At 60.7% G+C, this 16,321-nt stretch carries 15 protein-coding genes; 5 read left to right on the top strand and 10 right to left on the bottom strand.

The genetic code is table 11. The features are described 5' to 3' along the window. Positions 1-63 precede the first annotated feature (63 nt). The 4 genes from ACYVKM_RS09225 to ACYVKM_RS09210 form a co-directional block, all read right to left on the bottom strand. Entirely contained in the window at positions 64-246 is a 183-nt protein-coding gene (locus ACYVKM_RS09225) for a hypothetical protein (RefSeq protein ID WP_460877302.1), read from the bottom strand. Between the two features lie 71 nt (positions 247-317). Then, positions 318-830: a Cif family virulence factor gene (locus ACYVKM_RS09220; RefSeq protein WP_460877301.1), complete on the bottom strand. Its 513-nt coding sequence runs from the start codon at positions 828-830 to the stop codon at positions 318-320. Positions 831-948: 118 nt separating this feature from the next. Then, positions 949-1,737 (bottom strand): LytR/AlgR family response regulator transcription factor, encoded by a 789-nt coding sequence (locus ACYVKM_RS09215; RefSeq protein ID WP_460877300.1) that lies wholly within the window; start codon positions 1,735-1,737, stop codon positions 949-951. Next, positions 1,734-2,741, bottom strand: a complete 1,008-nt coding sequence (locus ACYVKM_RS09210) for a sensor histidine kinase (protein WP_460877299.1) — start codon at positions 2,739-2,741, stop codon at positions 1,734-1,736. The genes ACYVKM_RS09215 and ACYVKM_RS09210 overlap by 4 nt, the downstream gene beginning before the upstream one ends. Before the next feature lie 534 nt (positions 2,742-3,275). Between ACYVKM_RS09210 and ACYVKM_RS09205 the strand changes: the two genes are divergently transcribed. Beyond that, positions 3,276-3,833 (top strand): carboxymuconolactone decarboxylase family protein, encoded by a 558-nt coding sequence (locus ACYVKM_RS09205; protein ID WP_460877298.1) that lies wholly within the window; start codon positions 3,276-3,278, stop codon positions 3,831-3,833. A gap of 204 nt (positions 3,834-4,037) precedes the next feature. Here ACYVKM_RS09205 and ACYVKM_RS09200 read toward each other — a convergent pair whose 3' ends face one another. The 6 genes from ACYVKM_RS09200 to mvaD form a co-directional block, all read right to left on the bottom strand. Further along, positions 4,038-5,150, bottom strand: coding sequence for a glycosyltransferase (locus tag ACYVKM_RS09200; RefSeq protein WP_460877297.1), 1,113 nt, complete (start codon positions 5,148-5,150; stop codon positions 4,038-4,040). Positions 5,151-5,167: 17 nt separating this feature from the next. Next, positions 5,168-6,310: an adenosyl-hopene transferase HpnH gene (gene hpnH / locus ACYVKM_RS09195; RefSeq protein ID WP_460877296.1), complete on the bottom strand. Its 1,143-nt coding sequence runs from the start codon at positions 6,308-6,310 to the stop codon at positions 5,168-5,170. A 120-nt stretch (positions 6,311-6,430) separates the two neighbouring features. Beyond that, on the bottom strand, positions 6,431-7,063 hold the full coding sequence (idi, locus tag ACYVKM_RS09190) for an isopentenyl-diphosphate Delta-isomerase (protein ID WP_460877295.1): 633 nt from the start codon (positions 7,061-7,063) through the stop codon (positions 6,431-6,433). Then, on the bottom strand, positions 7,026-9,314 hold the full coding sequence (locus tag ACYVKM_RS09185; protein WP_460877294.1) for a hydroxymethylglutaryl-CoA reductase, degradative: 2,289 nt from the start codon (positions 9,312-9,314) through the stop codon (positions 7,026-7,028). The genes idi and ACYVKM_RS09185 overlap by 38 nt, the downstream gene beginning before the upstream one ends. A 123-nt stretch (positions 9,315-9,437) precedes the next feature. Further along, positions 9,438-10,514: a mevalonate kinase family protein gene (locus tag ACYVKM_RS09180; protein WP_460877293.1), complete on the bottom strand. Its 1,077-nt coding sequence runs from the start codon at positions 10,512-10,514 to the stop codon at positions 9,438-9,440. Further along, positions 10,511-11,539, bottom strand: coding sequence for a diphosphomevalonate decarboxylase (mvaD, locus tag ACYVKM_RS09175; protein ID WP_460877292.1), 1,029 nt, complete (start codon positions 11,537-11,539; stop codon positions 10,511-10,513). Before mvaD ends, ACYVKM_RS09180 begins: the two co-directional genes overlap by 4 nt. A gap of 187 nt (positions 11,540-11,726) precedes the next feature. Between mvaD and hpnI the strand changes: the two genes are divergently transcribed. From hpnI to ACYVKM_RS09155, 4 genes are all read left to right on the top strand, one after another. After that, a complete protein-coding gene (gene hpnI, locus ACYVKM_RS09170; RefSeq protein ID WP_460877291.1) occupies positions 11,727-12,890 on the top strand; it encodes a bacteriohopanetetrol glucosamine biosynthesis glycosyltransferase HpnI in 1,164 nt (387 codons plus the stop codon). Positions 12,891-12,945: 55 nt separating this feature from the next. Then, on the top strand, positions 12,946-14,373 hold the full coding sequence (gene hpnJ, locus ACYVKM_RS09165) for a hopanoid biosynthesis associated radical SAM protein HpnJ (RefSeq protein WP_460877290.1): 1,428 nt from the start codon (positions 12,946-12,948) through the stop codon (positions 14,371-14,373). Positions 14,374-14,450: 77 nt separating this feature from the next. Continuing rightward, positions 14,451-15,290 carry a hopanoid biosynthesis-associated protein HpnK gene (gene hpnK, locus ACYVKM_RS09160; protein WP_460877289.1) on the top strand — a complete coding sequence of 280 codons (840 nt, stop codon included), beginning with the start codon at positions 14,451-14,453 and terminating at the stop codon, positions 15,288-15,290. Continuing rightward, positions 15,287-16,318, top strand: coding sequence for a flippase-like domain-containing protein (locus tag ACYVKM_RS09155; protein WP_460877288.1), 1,032 nt, complete (start codon positions 15,287-15,289; stop codon positions 16,316-16,318). The genes hpnK and ACYVKM_RS09155 overlap by 4 nt, the downstream gene beginning before the upstream one ends. Positions 16,319-16,321: the final 3 nt, after the last annotated feature.

Below are 16,321 nucleotides of genomic sequence, written 5' to 3'. Positions count from 1 at the left end.
AAGTAACTGGTGCCCGCCATGGGTCGAAAGCGGCCCTGCTCTAGACCCGATAACAGCCCCTAATCAGCGGCTGCCATGGACGAGCGCGGAGATACCTGACTGGCCAGAAGTCGAGATCGTTGCTTCACCCAGTTTCGCAATGCTCAGGATGACCGATGCCATAACCAGCAAACCGATCAGTAGTCCGATCGTAATTCGCGCCACTTCCGAGTCATGAGATTCATGACTACCTTCGAATGCGTTCACGCGTACCTTCCTGCGATAGCGGGAAGCCTCGGCAGCTTTGCTCCGAGGCGTGACCGACAGACCCTCAGGCGTCAGGCGCCTGCCGGGTTCGACGAGTAGATGATCGTGGCAATGCGCCACCCGTTCTCGCCCTTCACCAGTTGCCAGGTTTCAGCCCCCCTGTTTTCGGGTTTTCCGTCGATCATGAAGACGTAATCAAAATAGACCGAGGCAATCGTGCCATCGCTTTGGATACGAACATGCTGGTGCTCGGGGTCCATGTGCTTTGTCGATTGCGAGACTATCTTGGCGAAGTCCTGGTAGTTACCCACCTTGATCTTGGTGATGCCGGGCTTGGATGCGCGCAAGTGCGCGAACGCCTGGTCCGAAAGGACATTGAGCCAGGCACTTCCCTGAGGAATGAAAAGGCTCGCCAGCCGAGGGCCATCGTGCGTCACGACCGCTTCATGATAGGCGGCCATGACGTGCTGCACGTCCACCGTATCCTGGCTGAGACGATCTGGTGGCGGTGTGGACGACTGCGCGATCGCTCCCAAAGGCAAAACCATCAACGCAGCGGAAAGGCATATCGAGAGGCGTTTCATCGAGATAACTCCCATGGTCAGGAGCAATCATTAGATCGCCTTTCTCGCATGACAGAGCGGTGGGAACGCGAGTATGCGTTGAACCGTGAGCTTCGTGCGACGAACCGGTGATAGGTGATTAGCGAGCGATGGTTGGAGCTTCATTGCCGCTATTGCCTGTACCGCGCTCAAAAAGTGCGTGCCGCAGTGATTCGCTGTATGTGCGGCTGACGCGAAGCACAGTGCCATCCAGGAGCTTTAGCAATGAATCCCTATTGGTCAGTGCCTGGATTTCTGCAATGCGATTGATCCTCACGACAGTGGAGCGATGAATGCGTACAAACTGGTGCGGATCGAGTTGCTCTATCAAGCGATGTACGCGCTCGCGCAGCAGGTAGACCTTGCCCTGCACATGAAGACCAGCGTAATCGCCCGCAGCTTCCACCCACTCGATGTCTTCGGCGGCAACGACAAGGTCCTTCCGCCCTGCCCTTACTGTGAAGCGTTTGAGCCACTCCGGTTGTTCTTTGTCCCGTTGGCGGACATCCCACCCTCCTTCCCGACGCAAGGCCAGCACATCCCGCGCGCGTTGCAAGGCTTCGGCAAATCGCTCCTCATGAATCGGTTTCAGCAAATAGTCGATCGCATGGACCTCAAAGGCGTTGAGCGCAAAGCGGTCGTAAGCGCTGAGGAAAATAATCAGCGGCCGCTCGGCGGGTTTCATCGCACGGACGACATCAAGCCCATTGGTGCCCGGCATTTGAATGTCCATGAAGACTATGTCAGGACGAAGCTCCTGGATGCCTTGCAAGGCGGCGCGGCCATTGGCCGCCTCCCCGACAAATTCCACGTCACCGTGCAGCGATAGACGCTTGATCACACCGCGTCGCGCCAAGGGCTCATCGTCGACCACCAACACGCGCATCATGGCGTTATCGCACCATCCGACGATGTTTGACTGTCTGCCAAGGGACGATAAGGCAAGTCCGCCGTCACCAGGCAACTGCCGTCCTCGGCAACACTCATCACAAAACGATAGTCTGAAGCGTAAAGGTAGTTCAACCGGTCGCGCACGTTTTGCAACCCGATGGCCCCACCGTCTTCCTCACCTGAGGGCGATCCGAAGTCCTGCTCGGCAATGCCCTCGTTCCATACCTCGACGTGGAGCCTCTCGGTCACCACGTCGATCTCAATGCGCAATAGGCCGCCCTCGGGGCGCCGTGCAATGCCATGGCGGATGGCGTTCTCCACCAACGGTTGCAATAACAGATACGGCACCGCTGCGCTCAACGCACTTGAGCCGACCGTGAGATTCACAGCTAGCCGCTCTCCTAGTCGGACCTTTTCGATATCCAGATAGTGCTCAGTGAACGCCAATTCCTCCGCGACAGTCACTTCATGCGATGTCTGTTTGGCCAGCGTCACGCGTAAAAAGTCGGCGAGCTGTGCAAGCATGCGCGTCGCATCGCCAGGGCGCTCATCAATCACAAGCGTGGAAATCGCGTTCAGGGTGTTGAAAAGGAAATGAGGATGCACCTGGTAGCGCAACGCCTTAAGTTCCGCCTCCTTGGCCAGGGCCGTTGCCGCAAGCGCCCGCCGCTGCTCCTCCATCGCCACCAGTTGGTAACCCATGCCGATGTACATCGCGCAGTAGGCCATCAGCAGGAACCAGATGGTCTGCATACGCAGCAGGATCGCGCTCCAGTGAAAATCGCCCGATAGCAGATGGATGGATAAGGACAGTTTGAACAGGAGTGCAGTAGCACCCCACGCCGCCGCGAAGGTAGTCACCAGAAGCAGCCAGGAAACGGTACGCAAAGCCGTCCCACTCCGCCACAGTGCGTGCAAAAGCGCGGTGACCGGGAGTGCCGCGAATGAATAGAACACGAAGAGGAGTGCGTCATATCGCATCAAACCAGGCTGGTCGCTCATCACGGTCAATGCACCGATGGCGCACGCCAATGCGCAAGGCCCCCATCCCAACAGCAGTGTCGACGCCGCGGATGGACAAGGACGCTGGCGTGACACGGAACGTGCGATCACCAACCGTGTGTCGGCGCGAAGCGAAGTCATGATGTCTTTCATTGGCGCGGCGCGTACGGCCTCTTCGGATAGCCCGCAAAATAGCTGCTTGAGTAGCCCATTAACAACTTAGACCTCATCGGCCTGCGTTCCGCTACGCGAGTGCACAGATGGAGTGGAAAGAAGCAGATTGCATTCGGCGACAGCTACTGCGTCCCGCATCACGCTGCCGATCGAAAGAAAAGAAACCACCACTGTTTCAGACCCCCGGTAAGCTGATCCACATACGGGCACGCACTCCAAATCCGCCTCAATTTTCGGCAGAAATCAACGCCAAGCTCCCTCATTACCTCCGAGGTAATTGAGCCGATGCAGCCCATTTCGCATAGTGGTGACCACTCGGGAACACGCCTCGAGCCCCCTACCATTTGCGAGATTCAAGCCATGTCCAACTTCCCCGTTCACACATTGAAAACCGCCCCTGAAGCCTCCAAACCCGCGCTGGAAGGTCTCCAGTCCGCGTTTGGGTTCATTCCCAACATTGCTGGTGCGATGTCGACGTCGCCGGTTCTGATCAACAGCCTTGTCGCTCTCTTCCACCAGGTTCATGGCGATGGCAAGAGTTTTTCTGAACCGCAAATCGAAACGGTGCTCCTCACCGACGCCGTGACGAATGGATGCACGTGGGCGGTCGCCTTTCACACCTTCCTGGCGCTCAAGAAGGGTGTGGCGCCGTCCGAGGTGCAGGCCATCCGCGATGGCGATCTCCCGCGGGACGCCAAGCTATCGGCACTGTCCAGGCTTGCCAAGACATTGATCGAGAAGCGCGGGCGCCTCAACGAGCATGACAAGAAAGTGTTCCTGCAAGCTGGCTTTGGTCCCGATCAGCTCCTCGAAGTCGTGGCGATCGTGGCCGCATCGACCGTCACCAATTACACCGGAAGTGTCACGCTGCCACCCCTGGAATCTGATTTCCAACCCCATGCCTGGACGGCTTATTGATTCGTCGAAAGCCAATGATCATGGTGCAGTGCGAGTCACCGCACTGCACCATAGCGTTGGATCTTTCATCGATTTTCTCGACTGGGGTTCGCGCAGTTTCGCAGCTCAACTCGCCGAGCCGTAGCAATTGAATCAATCGCTTACAAATTCATGACGCTCGGCGGCAGACAAGTGTCTTGGGCTGGGAGTCTCCGCGCATCCATATCAGGTGCCATAAGTGCGCCCCTTCCAGCATGAGCGTACCCCACGCCAATAGCGCAGCGCCGAACCCCAGGTCATGCCTAGATACAGCACTGCGCTGAGCGGCAGGAGTAGCGCCCATAACGGCGACATCCGGTAATAGCGCAACACCGGCAGATAGCTCAGTGTCATGGCCGCCCAGGCAGTTACCCCCAACGGCCACGCATGCGCCGAGTCAAGCAGTGCAAACGGCGCCCCATAGGCAAGGACGAACACGGCGGTCACTGCCAACAGCAACGACGTGGAGTAACCAAGCTGGGTGAAAGCCGAACGCGCCACCATGTCGTGGATGGAGCGTAACGTTCCGTAGGGTCGCAGACTCACCACGCCACGGCTCAGGCCCAGCCAGATGCGGTAACCGGCTTGTTTCATCTGGCGTGCCAGCGTGCAGTCGTCGATCAATGCATTGCGCAGGCTGGCGAAGGCGCCGACATTCCGCAGCGCCTCCGTATCCACCAGAACGCAACCACCCGCGGCTGCAGCGATATGGTGGCTGCGCGAATTCGACAAGGAAAACGGGTACAGCAATTTGAAGTAGTACACGAATACCGGCAGCAGCAGCCGGTCCCAGAAACTGGTGCGGCGCAGGTCCGCCATCAGCGAGACAAGATGCCACCCCCCACGTTGCTTGTGCGCCAACAGGGCCCCGAGCAGACCCGGTTGCAATTGGATATCGGCATCGAGCAACAGCGTCAGTGTCGTGCGCACGTGGACCATGCCCTGCTCCAGCGCCCACAGTTTGCCAGCCCAGCCATCCGGCAACGGTTGGCCGCTGACTATCCGCGCATTCGGATATGCAGCAGCGATCTGCGCCGTGGCATCGCTCGATTGATCGTCAATCACGATCACTTGCAGGCCAGCCCCTTGGGCCTGCAGGCCGGCCAGGGTGGCGCCGATCACTTCGGCTTCGTTGCGCGCCGGGATTAGCACGGTGATCTCGCCAAGGGCGGCTGCCGGCACGACCTGCGGATCGGCTTCGAGGTGCTCGCGCGTGCTCCATGGCCGCCAGGGCACCAGCAGCAGGCCAACCCACATCAACGCTGGAATCGATGCAACCACCCAACTTAGGGCGTCCAAGTCAGCGGACATCCGGATCAGTGGCCAGCATCTGCACCCGTATTGCTGTTACGGCGCTGGATTGCACTGATCGGGATATGCACGGCGGTAGCGGCGACGCGATCGCCATACAGCACCGGCAGGTCCGGGGCCATCGCACCTTCGGTGCGTGGGCCGAGCAGCGCCACGCGCAAGGCCTTCAGCGGATGCGCAAAGGTGTCGTTGACGGCAGTGCCTTCGAAGCCGCAGTGGGCCATGCAGTTGTCGCATTTCGGATTGATGCCGACGCCGTACTTGTCCCACTCGGTTTCTTCCATCAATGCCTTGTAGGTTGGCGCATACCCTTCATCGACCAGCAGGTAGCAGGGTTTCTGCCAGCCGAAGATGTTGTAGGTCGGATTGGCCCACGGGGTGCACTGGTATGCCTGGTTGCCGGCAATGAAATCGAGGAACATCGACGACTGGTTGAACACCCACTTGCTCTTGCGCTCCTTGCCCAGCCTGAACACGTCGCGGAACAGCTGCTTGCTCTGGCTGCGCCCGAGGAATACATCCTGGCGCGGCGCATGCTGGTAGCTGTAACCCGGCGACACGGTGATGCCTTCGACACCCAGGCTCATCGCGTAGTCGAAGAACTCGGCGACCTCCGCTGGCGGCTCCTGGTTGAACAAGGTGCAATTGACCGTGACACGATAACCGCGCGAAAGCGCCAGCTTGATCGCGGTGATGGCCTTCTCGAAGATGCCGTCCATGCACACCGACGCGTCGTGGCGCTTTTCCAGACCGTCCAGATGGATCGACCAGGTGAAGTATGGCGAGGGCTCGTATTCGTCGATGTGCTTGGGCAACAAAATCGCATTGGTGCACAGGTAGACGAACTTCTTGCGCGCGATGATGCCTTGCACGATCTGCGGCAGTTCCTTGTGGATCAATGGTTCGCCGCCAGGAATGGAAACCACCGGCGCGTCGCATTCGTCCACTGCATGCAGGGCGTCCTCGACGCTCATGCGTTTCTGCAGGATATCCTTGGGATGGTCGATCTTGCCGCAGCCGGCGCAAGCCAGATTACACTGGAACAGGGGCTCCAGCATCATCGCCAATGGATAGCGCTTCTGACCGTTGAGCTTCTTGCCAAGAATGTAGCGCGCGATCGTGGTCTGTTGGATAAGTGGAATGCCCAATGGACCCTCCCGGATATCAGTAAGCCCTGAGCAAACGAGTCGCCATGCACTCGCTTGATGGGCGTAGAACATCATTGCGTGATTTAAAAATATAAGCCATTTGCTTGACCTTGGCCATTTTCACGCTGCGCTGACAGGCGCGAACACCTGCGAGTGCTCGCGACGCAAGCGCTCCCACTCGATCTTGAACCACGGCGTAAAGGTCTGTGGCCGTGTCGCCATCTCCGCGTCGAGCGCGTCCGGCGAAATGTAGCGCAGCGCCGAAATCTCGTTGAGATTGACGGTGGGAATGGCAGCACTGCGCCCGGCATAAACCCAACACAGTTCGTGCTCGGCACCTTCGGCATCGAACTGCGCCTGGTACTCGAATTTGAACAGGAACTGCAACGGGCACTGCAAGCCCAGTTCTTCGTCCAGGCGCCGGTGTATCGCCTTGTCCAAGGTTTCGCCGCGGCGTGGATGGCTGCAACAGGTATTGGACCAGAAACCCGGCCATAAACGCTTGCCCGGCGCACGCTGCTGCAGCAACAACTCACCCTGCGGATTGAAAACGAACAACGAAAACGCTCGATGCAATACACCCTGCCCCACGTGCGCAGAGGCCTTATCGATAAAGCCGATCTCGCGATCGAGTTCGTCAACGAGTATCAAGGGTTCGTCATCGAAGGAAACCACATCCCTGGAATCCCGCCACTCTTGACTGTTCGGTTCACGGTTATCCAATGTCAACCTCCATCGCTTGATAGCCGGCATCACGCATGGCAGCAATTACCATGTCGCGATTTTGTGGACACAAGGCGATGATCGAACCACCGCCGCCACCACCGGTGAGCTTGGCGCCGAGCGCACCGTGCTCGCGCGCGATCTGCACCAATTCTTCCAGCTCCCTGCTGGACACGCGCAAAGCGTTAAGCAGTCCATGGGCGATATTCATCAGATCACCCAGGCGCTCCAGATCAAGCTGTCGCATCGCCTGCATGCCTTGCAAGGTGAGCTGGTCGATCTGCTGGAAGATGCCTTCGTAAAGTACCGGGTTACGCTGCCAGGCACTGCGAACGTTGCCGACGGTCCTGGCAGTGAGGCTTTCCTTGCCACTGATACCGATCACGAGTGGTATCGGCTTGGGTACCACCAACTCGCGCATGGTCGGCATGTCTTCCGGCTGCTGGCTGCGCTTGTACAGAACGAGCTTCCCGTAGGTCGCTACCGTATTGTCCACGCCAGACGGTGCACCGTGCGCCACTTCTTCACAGCGATAAGCCAATGCGTTGACCTGCGCATCGCTCAGACCCAACCGAAAATGCTGATCGAGCGCGCGGATCACCGCCACCGCCATCGCCGCCGAGCCGCCCAGGCCCATCGCTCTCGGTACGTTCGGGAAGGCTTCGATGCGTATCGAACCTTCGGTCAACCCCAAGGTATCGAAAATGATCCCGAGCGAGCGCTGGAACGAATCGCGATGCGCCGGATCACGGTGCAGCCGGTACTCCACGCCCCAGCGTGGGATAAGCATGTCGACACTTCCAGAAGAAGTGTTCTGCACGGTGGCGCGCACGGCCAGCGGTAACGGCGCTGCAATCGCGTGGCTACCGTAGACGACCGCATGTTCGCCGAGCAGGATGATCTTGCCGTGGCCACAAGCGCGCGGATCGGGCGCCTGCTGATCGGATGCCTTCGAGTTGACCGCCGCGCCGCGCGCCTCCTTGCGCACCTGAAGCACGATTTCCTGTGCTTTCCATATCTTGATTTCACCGCTCTCCACCAGCCGCTCGACCACGGTGTCAAAAATTTCCGCGGTGGCACCAGCAGTAATGGCGACACTCCGGGCATGCAATGTCATATGGCCTTGCTGGATGCCATCGGTGACCAAGGCGCGCAGTGCCGAGAAGTTCTGCGCCAGTCCGACCGCGCCCATCACCTCCGCCAATTCGCATGCCGATTTCACCCCGAGAAGGCGTAGATCCAGCGCCACCGTGGCGTTGGATTGCAACGACCCGCCGACGATGCCCACTTTCATCGGCATGTCCAGCTCGCCCACCAGTTCACCCTGCTCGCCCTTGTACCAGCGCGTCAGCGAGGTGTAGCGGCCACCACGTGCGGCGTAGGCATGCGCGGCGGCCTCGATGGCACGCCAGTCGTTGCCGGTAGCCAGTGCGACTGCATCGACGCCGTTCATGATGCCCTTGTTATGCGTGGCAGCGCGATAGGGATCGATGCAGGCGAATTCATTGGCAAGTACCACACCATCGCGTACTTCCTCGCCAGGATGCCCCTTGGTGGTGAGATCTTCTATCGGGATGATGCAACGCGCGCGCACCATCGCGCGATCGGCGAGGTTCGACAGAATGCGTAGAAACACGCGGCCGCCGGTCATGGATTCCACCAGCGAGGCGATCCCCTCGCACATGGTATTGACCAGATTGGCCCCCATCGCATCGCGTGTATCGACCAGCAGATGCACCACCAGCATGTCGCTGCCTTCGGCACGCGCATGCAGGTGCACCTCGACATCCCGTGCGCCACCGCCACGCGCCACCATCTGCGGATGCAGGCTGTTCGCGAGATTGAGCAATTCGTCCTTGCGTTGCAGCAAGACTGCCTTGGCTTGCGCCGGATGTGGCACGTCCACCACCTGGACCTGGCCGATCAGCACCGGCTCGGTGCTCTCCACCGTGAAGCCACCTGCGCCCCGTACCACTTTGGCCGCGGACGACAGCGCGGCCACGATCGAAGGTTCTTCAACCACCAGCGGGACGATGTAATCGCGTCCGTTGACCAGGAAGTTCAGGCCGAGACCGACCGGCAAGCCCATCACGCCGACGACGTTCTCGATCATCTTGTCGGCTTTGTGGACCTTCAGCGTATGTTCGCCGGAAACCAGCGTCTGGTAATCCTCGGCGGACAACCAGCCACGCTCGTGAATGATCCGCACGCGATCGGATACCGACAATTTGTAGAACGCCGGAAACCGCGACCGCTCAGCACTTGATTGTTCAACGCTCATATCGTGGCTCCTCAGCATGGTTTGTCCGCCGCATGGGCGCCCATCACCTAAAGCTTGCCAACAACCGCGCTCAACTTTTTCCTGCATTCAAGCATGAACCATTTCTCGGCTTGACGAACTGCGTCAAGCGGCGAACCTGGTGCAGTAAGCTCCCTGAGAATCAACCGCCAAGGGCACGCAGTGCAAGCCCTCAACGAGAATGCTTCGCTCGATCCGTGCCAGACGATCCGCATCCTGGACGAAGACCACGCCGAAGTCACCACCGGCGCCACATGGTTTGTAGCTGACACCTGTACGTGCAGCCAGTTCCGCAAGCCGCTTTTGCGTGGCGGAGAAAATTTCCAGACCACAGGCCGCACCGAAGCTTTCCAGTGCAGTTGCGTATGCCGCCACGATTGCCACAAAAGCCGCGCCACGACCTTCCTGCAACGCAACGGCCGCAACCTCGGCCAGTTCGCCGAGGTTACGCATATGTGCCGCATATTCGGCGTGATGACCGAGCCGCCATTGTGCCAACTGGCGCAAAAAATCTGCCGTTGATACGGATTGGCCGGACCAGACGAACAGGCAGCGCACACCGGCCACCGGCCAGTCCAGTGAGGTGAAGGAAGGCCCTGGATCCTGTCCCGACAACCGATAGGCGATCAAGCCACCGGCGACGCTGGCTGCCAGATCGACGCCGCTGCCGCGCCCTTCCTGCCAGGAGGAATGCATGCGGAATAATCGATGCAGCCACTGTGCGCGATCGGCTATCGCTTCAGCATGACCGGCGTACACCGCCAGCGCCGAGGCCAGCGCCACCGTCAATGCCGCACTGGAACCGAGCCCCAGCTTGGCCTGGCCCGAGCTGCTGGTTTCAAAGAATCCCGCAGTGTCCAACTCGATGCAAAACCCATCGCCCGGTGGTGGCGCCAATCCTTCACGCGAAAGCGCACTCCATACATGGTCGACCAGCCGCAGCTTGGTCGTGTCGGCTTCGGCACAGTGCCAATGCAGCCTGCCGTCGACGTCGACAGGCATCGGAACATTGAATACGCCAATATCCGGTGCACTTACGACACAAACGCCGTCGCTACGCGGCTTGATGCGCACCGTGGCGCGGCGATCCACCGCCACCGCCAGCGCGGGAGCGCCTTCCAGTACAGCATATTCGCCCAGTAACACGAGCTTGCCGGGAGCACTGGCCATCAGTTCCATCATGCCATCAGCTCCTCGGCGGAAATGCTGCGGGCACCAGCACCGAGGCCTGAATCGAGCACATCGAGCACCCCGGGAACTTCTCGCAAAACGGCTTTCACCTGCTCGATCGCCTGCGCTGTGCACACCGCTTTCAATTGCGGTCCGGCGTCGACGGTAAAGAACACCGGCACACCCTCTCGACGCAACGCGCGCACGCGATGCATGCATTCCACCGTGGCACCGTTCCAGTACAGCAGTCCCGGCTGGGTCGCCAGGGCCAGCGCATGCATCTTCAGACAACTATGTTCGGAGACAAGCGCAAGGGTGTCGAAATCGCGCGCCAGTATCGCATTGCGCGCCATCGTCAGATCGGCTTCCTGGGTGGCAATCCAGGAAGCCTGAAACGGCGAGCTTTGCGCCGTACGGCGCATGCCTTCGCTGGAACCGATCTCCTTGTTCGCTGTGGAGGTTATCGCCACCGCGACACGCAAGGGCCATGCGGCCGCCGGCAACAACGGGCGCGCAACCGAATCGCTGCCATCTGCCAGCTCGCCGCGTGCCCATTCGACGTAACCACCAAACACGGAACGCGCTGCGGAACCGGAACAGCGGCGCGCCAACAGTGACTTATCCGTGTCGCTCAGATTCAGGCCAAGGGCTTGAGCGCCAGCGCATACCAAGGCGGCGAAACCGGAAGCGGAGGAAGCCAGACCCGCCGCCGTGGGAAAATTGTTGCGGCTGTCGACCACCGCGCCCCAGTCGACACGTGCGCGCTCACGCAGCAGATCGAGGCAGGCAACCATCCGCTTCGTCACGGCCTCATCGCTGCGACCATTGAGACTGCCCCGATCCTGCGCCGCCCCCGGCACGAAACGCACTTCGGTGCGCGTCCACAAGCTGTCCAGCGTGATGGACATGGAACCGACAACCGGCAAATTCAGTCCGACATCGCGCTTGCCCCAATATTTGACCAGAGCAATATTGGGCTGAGCCTGCGCTGCGGCATGGAATTCACCGAGCACGGCCACACGAGGTTTGGGATTCATGGGCATGGCTGCAGCAAGAGTCGGTGACATGCGCTGCGCCGACCAAGCGTTGCCCACACGAGGCGGACGCATCGGGCGCTGCTCCGGCAACGTCGCAACCAACCGGTTACACGATGCCCAGGCTGGGCTTTCGCTTGGCTCACCGGTCGACTTTAAGCCAAAAATTTCGGCTATACCATAAGCGGGTATGACGACAAGCGTACTTATGGATGGTATTTACTGGCTCGGTACCGGACTGAGTACGGCCGCAGCCGGTTACGTCTGCGCGGCTCTGTGCGCCGTACTGAAAAACCGCCGTGCTCCGTCTTCATCGTCAGGTGACAACGGCATTCGCCATCTGTTGCCGGTGAGCGTGCTCAAACCGCTGCATGGAGCCGAGCCGCGACTGTACGAAAACCTGCGCGATTTCTGCCTGCAGGCGCACCCCGATTACGAATTGGTATTCGGCGTGCGCGAGCAGGAAGACCCGGCCATCGCTGTCGTGCAACAGTTGTGCGCGGAATTCCCGCGGCTCGTCATCACCCTTGTGGTCGATCCGCGCATATACGGCGCCAACCTGAAAGTAAGCAACCTCATCAACATGCTGCCGCACGCCAGGCACGACTGGCTGGTGCTCGCCGACAGCGACATCAGCGTGCCGGCGGATTATCTGGTGCGTGTAACCGCCCCTCTCGCGGATCCAAGTGTAGGTATTGTCACCTGCCTTTACCGTGGCATCGCGCAGCATGGGGTCTGGGCAAGTCTTGGCCGTCTGTTCATCGACGACTGGTTCGCTCCTTCGGTCCGGCTTGCGCACGCCTTCGGTTCGACGCGTTTCGCCTTCGGTTCGACCATCGCTTTGCGCCGCGATACCTTGCAGGCCATCGGTGGCTTCGAAGCGCTGCGGGATACGCTGGCGGACGATTTCTGGCTGGGCGAACTGACCCGGCAACGCCGATTGCGCACGGTGCTCTCGGATGTGGTGGTCGGCACCGACGTCAGCGAAACGCGTCTGTCCACGCTGTGGACGCACGAGTTGCGCTGGCTGCGCACGATACGGGCGATCGCCCCGCTGGGGTTTGCCATGAGCTTTGTCTGCTTTACGTCGCCGCTGCTTTTGCTGGGTCTGGTTCTGGCACCCGGCGCATTGACCGCAGGCCTTGCCGTGTTGGGTGGCTGCGCCAGGATCTTGCTGAATATTTCGCAACGACGATCCAGTCATGCAACCTTGCCATGGCATGAGTTTCTGCTGATTCCCCTGCGCGATGGTCTATCGTTGCTGGAGTGGGCTGTAGCCCTGACTGGTTGGCGCGTAAGATGGCATGGTCAGGTGCTGCATGCGCGGGGCGACGGTCCCGCGCCGTCTTCCTGAGTGATCCGCTGTAGATTGGGTATCGGTCCGTGTTTCCGCAGGAGCTTCCATTCCTATGAAAACGCTTTTTCTGCAGGCCCCTTCCTTCGACGGCTTTGACGGTGGCGCCGGTTCGCGCTATCAGGCCAAGCGTGAGATCAAGAGTTTCTGGTATCCCACCTGGCTGGCCCAGCCAGCCGCACTGGTACCGGATTCGCGTGTGCTCGATGCGCCCGCAGACGAGCTCACGGTCGAAGAAAGCCTACGCATCGCCGAGGGCTACGAGCTGGTGATCATCCACACCAGCACGCCATCCTTCCCTACCGATGCGAAATTTGCCGAGCTGCTGAAGGCCCGCAAACCGGGCATCCTGGTCGGCATGGTCGGCGCCAAGGTGGCGGTGAATCCGACCGAATCGCTGACCGCTTCGGCGGCGATCGACTTCGTCGCCCGCGAGGAATTCGATTACACCTGCAAGGAAGTCGCCGAAGGCCGTCCGCTCAAGGACATCAACGGCCTGAGCTACAAGCTCCTCGATGGCAGCGTGCAGCACAACCCGTCGCGCGCGATGATCGAGAACATGGACGACCTGCCCTTCGTGGCACCGATCTACAAGCGCGACCTGAAGATCGACAACTACTTCATCGGTTATCTCAAGCATCCGTACGTGTCGATCTACACCGGGCGCGGCTGCCGTTCGAAATGCACCTTCTGCCTGTGGCCGCAGACCGTGGGCGGCCATCGCTACCGCGTGCGTTCGGCGCAGAACGTCATCGCCGAGGTTAAGTGGATCAAGGAGAACATGCCCGAGGTCAAGGAGATCATGTTCGACGACGACACCTTCACCGACAGCTCCAACATGGAGCGCGTGCACGAGATCGCGCGCGGCCTCAGCAAGCTCGGCATGACATGGTCCTGCAATGCCAAGGCCAACGTGCCGTACGAGTCGCTGAAGATCATGAAGGACAACGGCCTGCGCCTGCTGCTGGTGGGCTATGAATCGGGCGACGACCAGATCCTGCACAACATCAAGAAGGGCCTGCGCACCGATATCGCGCGCCGTTTCACCGAGGACTGCCGCAAGCTCGGCATCACCATCCACGGCACCTTCATCCTCGGCCTGCCCGGCGAGACCAGGGAAACGATCGACAAGACAATCCAGTTCGCCAAGGAAATCAATCCGCACACGATCCAGGTGTCGCTGGCTGCACCCTACCCCGGCACCACGCTGTACAAGCAGGCGATCGAGAACGGCTGGCTGCAGGAGAACGAAGCGGTGCATCTGGTCAACGACAAGGGCGTGCAGCTCGCGCTGATCAGCTATCCGCACCTGTCCAAGGAAGACATCTACCACGGCGTGGAGAAGTTCTACAGGAGCTTCTACTTCCGCCCGTCGAAGATCTGGGAGATCGTCAAGGAAATGCTGGCAAGCTGGGACATGATGAAGCGCCGCTTGCGCGAGGGCGTGGAATTCTTCCACTTCCTGCGTGCGCACGAGGCTTGAGCGGACCGGTGCACATGAGACCGGCGCAGATGAGTTCAGCATCCGACCCGCTGTTCGTCCTGCGGGGGTAGACGACCATGCCGTCCCGGCGAGCCACGACGGTCCGCCCGCGCCTGATCGTCACCGCGGACGACTACGGGCTGCACGAAGCCGTCAACGAAGCAGTCGAGCGCGGCTATCGCGAGGGTGTACTGCGCGCGGCCAGCCTGATGGTTGCGGCGCCTGCAGTGGCCGATGCCGTCGAACGGGCCCGACGACTTTCCGGCTTGGCCGTCGGTCTGCATCTGGTGCTGGCCGACGGCCAGGCGATACTGCCGCCCGCACGCATTCCCGATCTGGTCGATGCACGAGGCATGTTCGACCAGGCAATGGTGCGCAACGGCTTCCGCTACTTCTTCCTGCCCCACGTGCGGCGTCAGCTGGCCGCCGAAATCCGCGCCCAGTTCGAAGCGTTCGCCGCGACCGGCCTGCGCCTGGACCACGTCAATGCGCACAAACATTTCCACCTGCATCCCACCATCCTGTCGCTGATGCTTTCGATCGGCCGGGAATTCGGCCTGCGCGCCATACGGCTGCCGGCCGAGCCCGGCATGGGGCCGTCGCTGCGCCCCTGGCTGGCGCTGATGCGCCGACGCATGGATAAGGCCGGCATCGTCTACAACGATCACGTCTTTGGCATCCGGCATACCGGTGGCATGGACGAAGCCGCGTTGCTCGACATTTTGCGCGATCTGCCGAACGGCCTTTCGGAGTTGTATCTGCACCCGGCGGCGCACGGGGGACTGGTCGCCAGCATGGCCGGTTACCGGCACGCCGACGAACTGGCCGCCCTGCTGTCGCCGCGTGTACGCGACACGATTGCCGAGCGCTACCTGCTCTGTCGTGGCTTCGCCGATCCAGCGGCAGCCCCCGCATGAATATGAAGCGGCTCAGTTACCTCGCCGGTCTGCTCGGCCTGGCTGCCGCCATTGCGCTGGTGGTGCACGAAGGCTGGTCCACGATCTGCAGCACGATCGATCACGCGGGCTGGGCCTTGCTGTGGCTGCTGCCCTTTCATGCGCTGCCATTACTGCTGGACGTGATCGGCTGGCGTGTGCTGCTGGCACCGCGCGATCCGGACCGGCAAGCCACCATCCCGGTGCTGTTCTGGATCGCAGCGATACGCGAAGCGAGCAATCGCCTGCTGCCGGTGGCCAATATCGGCGGCGAGATCATCGGCATCCGCCTGGTCAAGTGGCGTGGCATCAACGGTGCCGCCGCCGCTGCGAGCGTGATCATCGAGGTCCTGCTGACCCTGATCAATCAGTACTTGTTCACTGCGCTGGGCATCGTGCTGCTGATCGAGCTGACGGAGAACATCGGCACCCTGAGTTCGGTCCTGACCGCGCTGATCGCCAGCTTGCCGCTGCCCATCTTCCTGATCGTGCTGCTGCGCCACGGCAAGGTGTTCACGCGGCTGGAATCCCTTGCGGAAAAACTGCTCGGCGGCCGCTCGCGGCTGACCGAGTTGATCGACGGCTCGCGGCTGGACCTGGAAGTCCGCGCGCTCTATGCCCTGCCATGGCGCCTGCTTGCGGCCGGCGCCTGGCAGTTCCTCGGCTTCCTGGTTGGCAGCTTCGAAAGCTGGCTGGCACTGCGGTTGCTTGGCTATCCGATCAGCGTGTGGGATGCCATCGCCATCGAGGCGGTGACCCAGGCGCTGCGCCACATCATCTTTGTGGTACCGGCTGGGCTGGGTGTGCAGGAAGGTGGCCTGATCCTGTTCGGCCACATGATCGGTTTGCCGGCCGAAGCCAGTGTCGCGCTATCGTTGGTCAAACGCATGCGCGAGGTGGCGTTCGGTGTGCCCGCCCTGATCACATGGCAGTGGGCCGAGGCGCGCAGACTGCGGAGCGGCTGGCGAAACGGAACGTCGTCCGAGCTGTCCAATACCCGCGACGTATGACGC

The organism is Rhodanobacter koreensis (assembly GCF_054782855.1).
The sequence above is the reverse complement of the archived record's forward strand: the minus strand, read 5'-3'. Positions and strand labels throughout refer to the sequence as shown.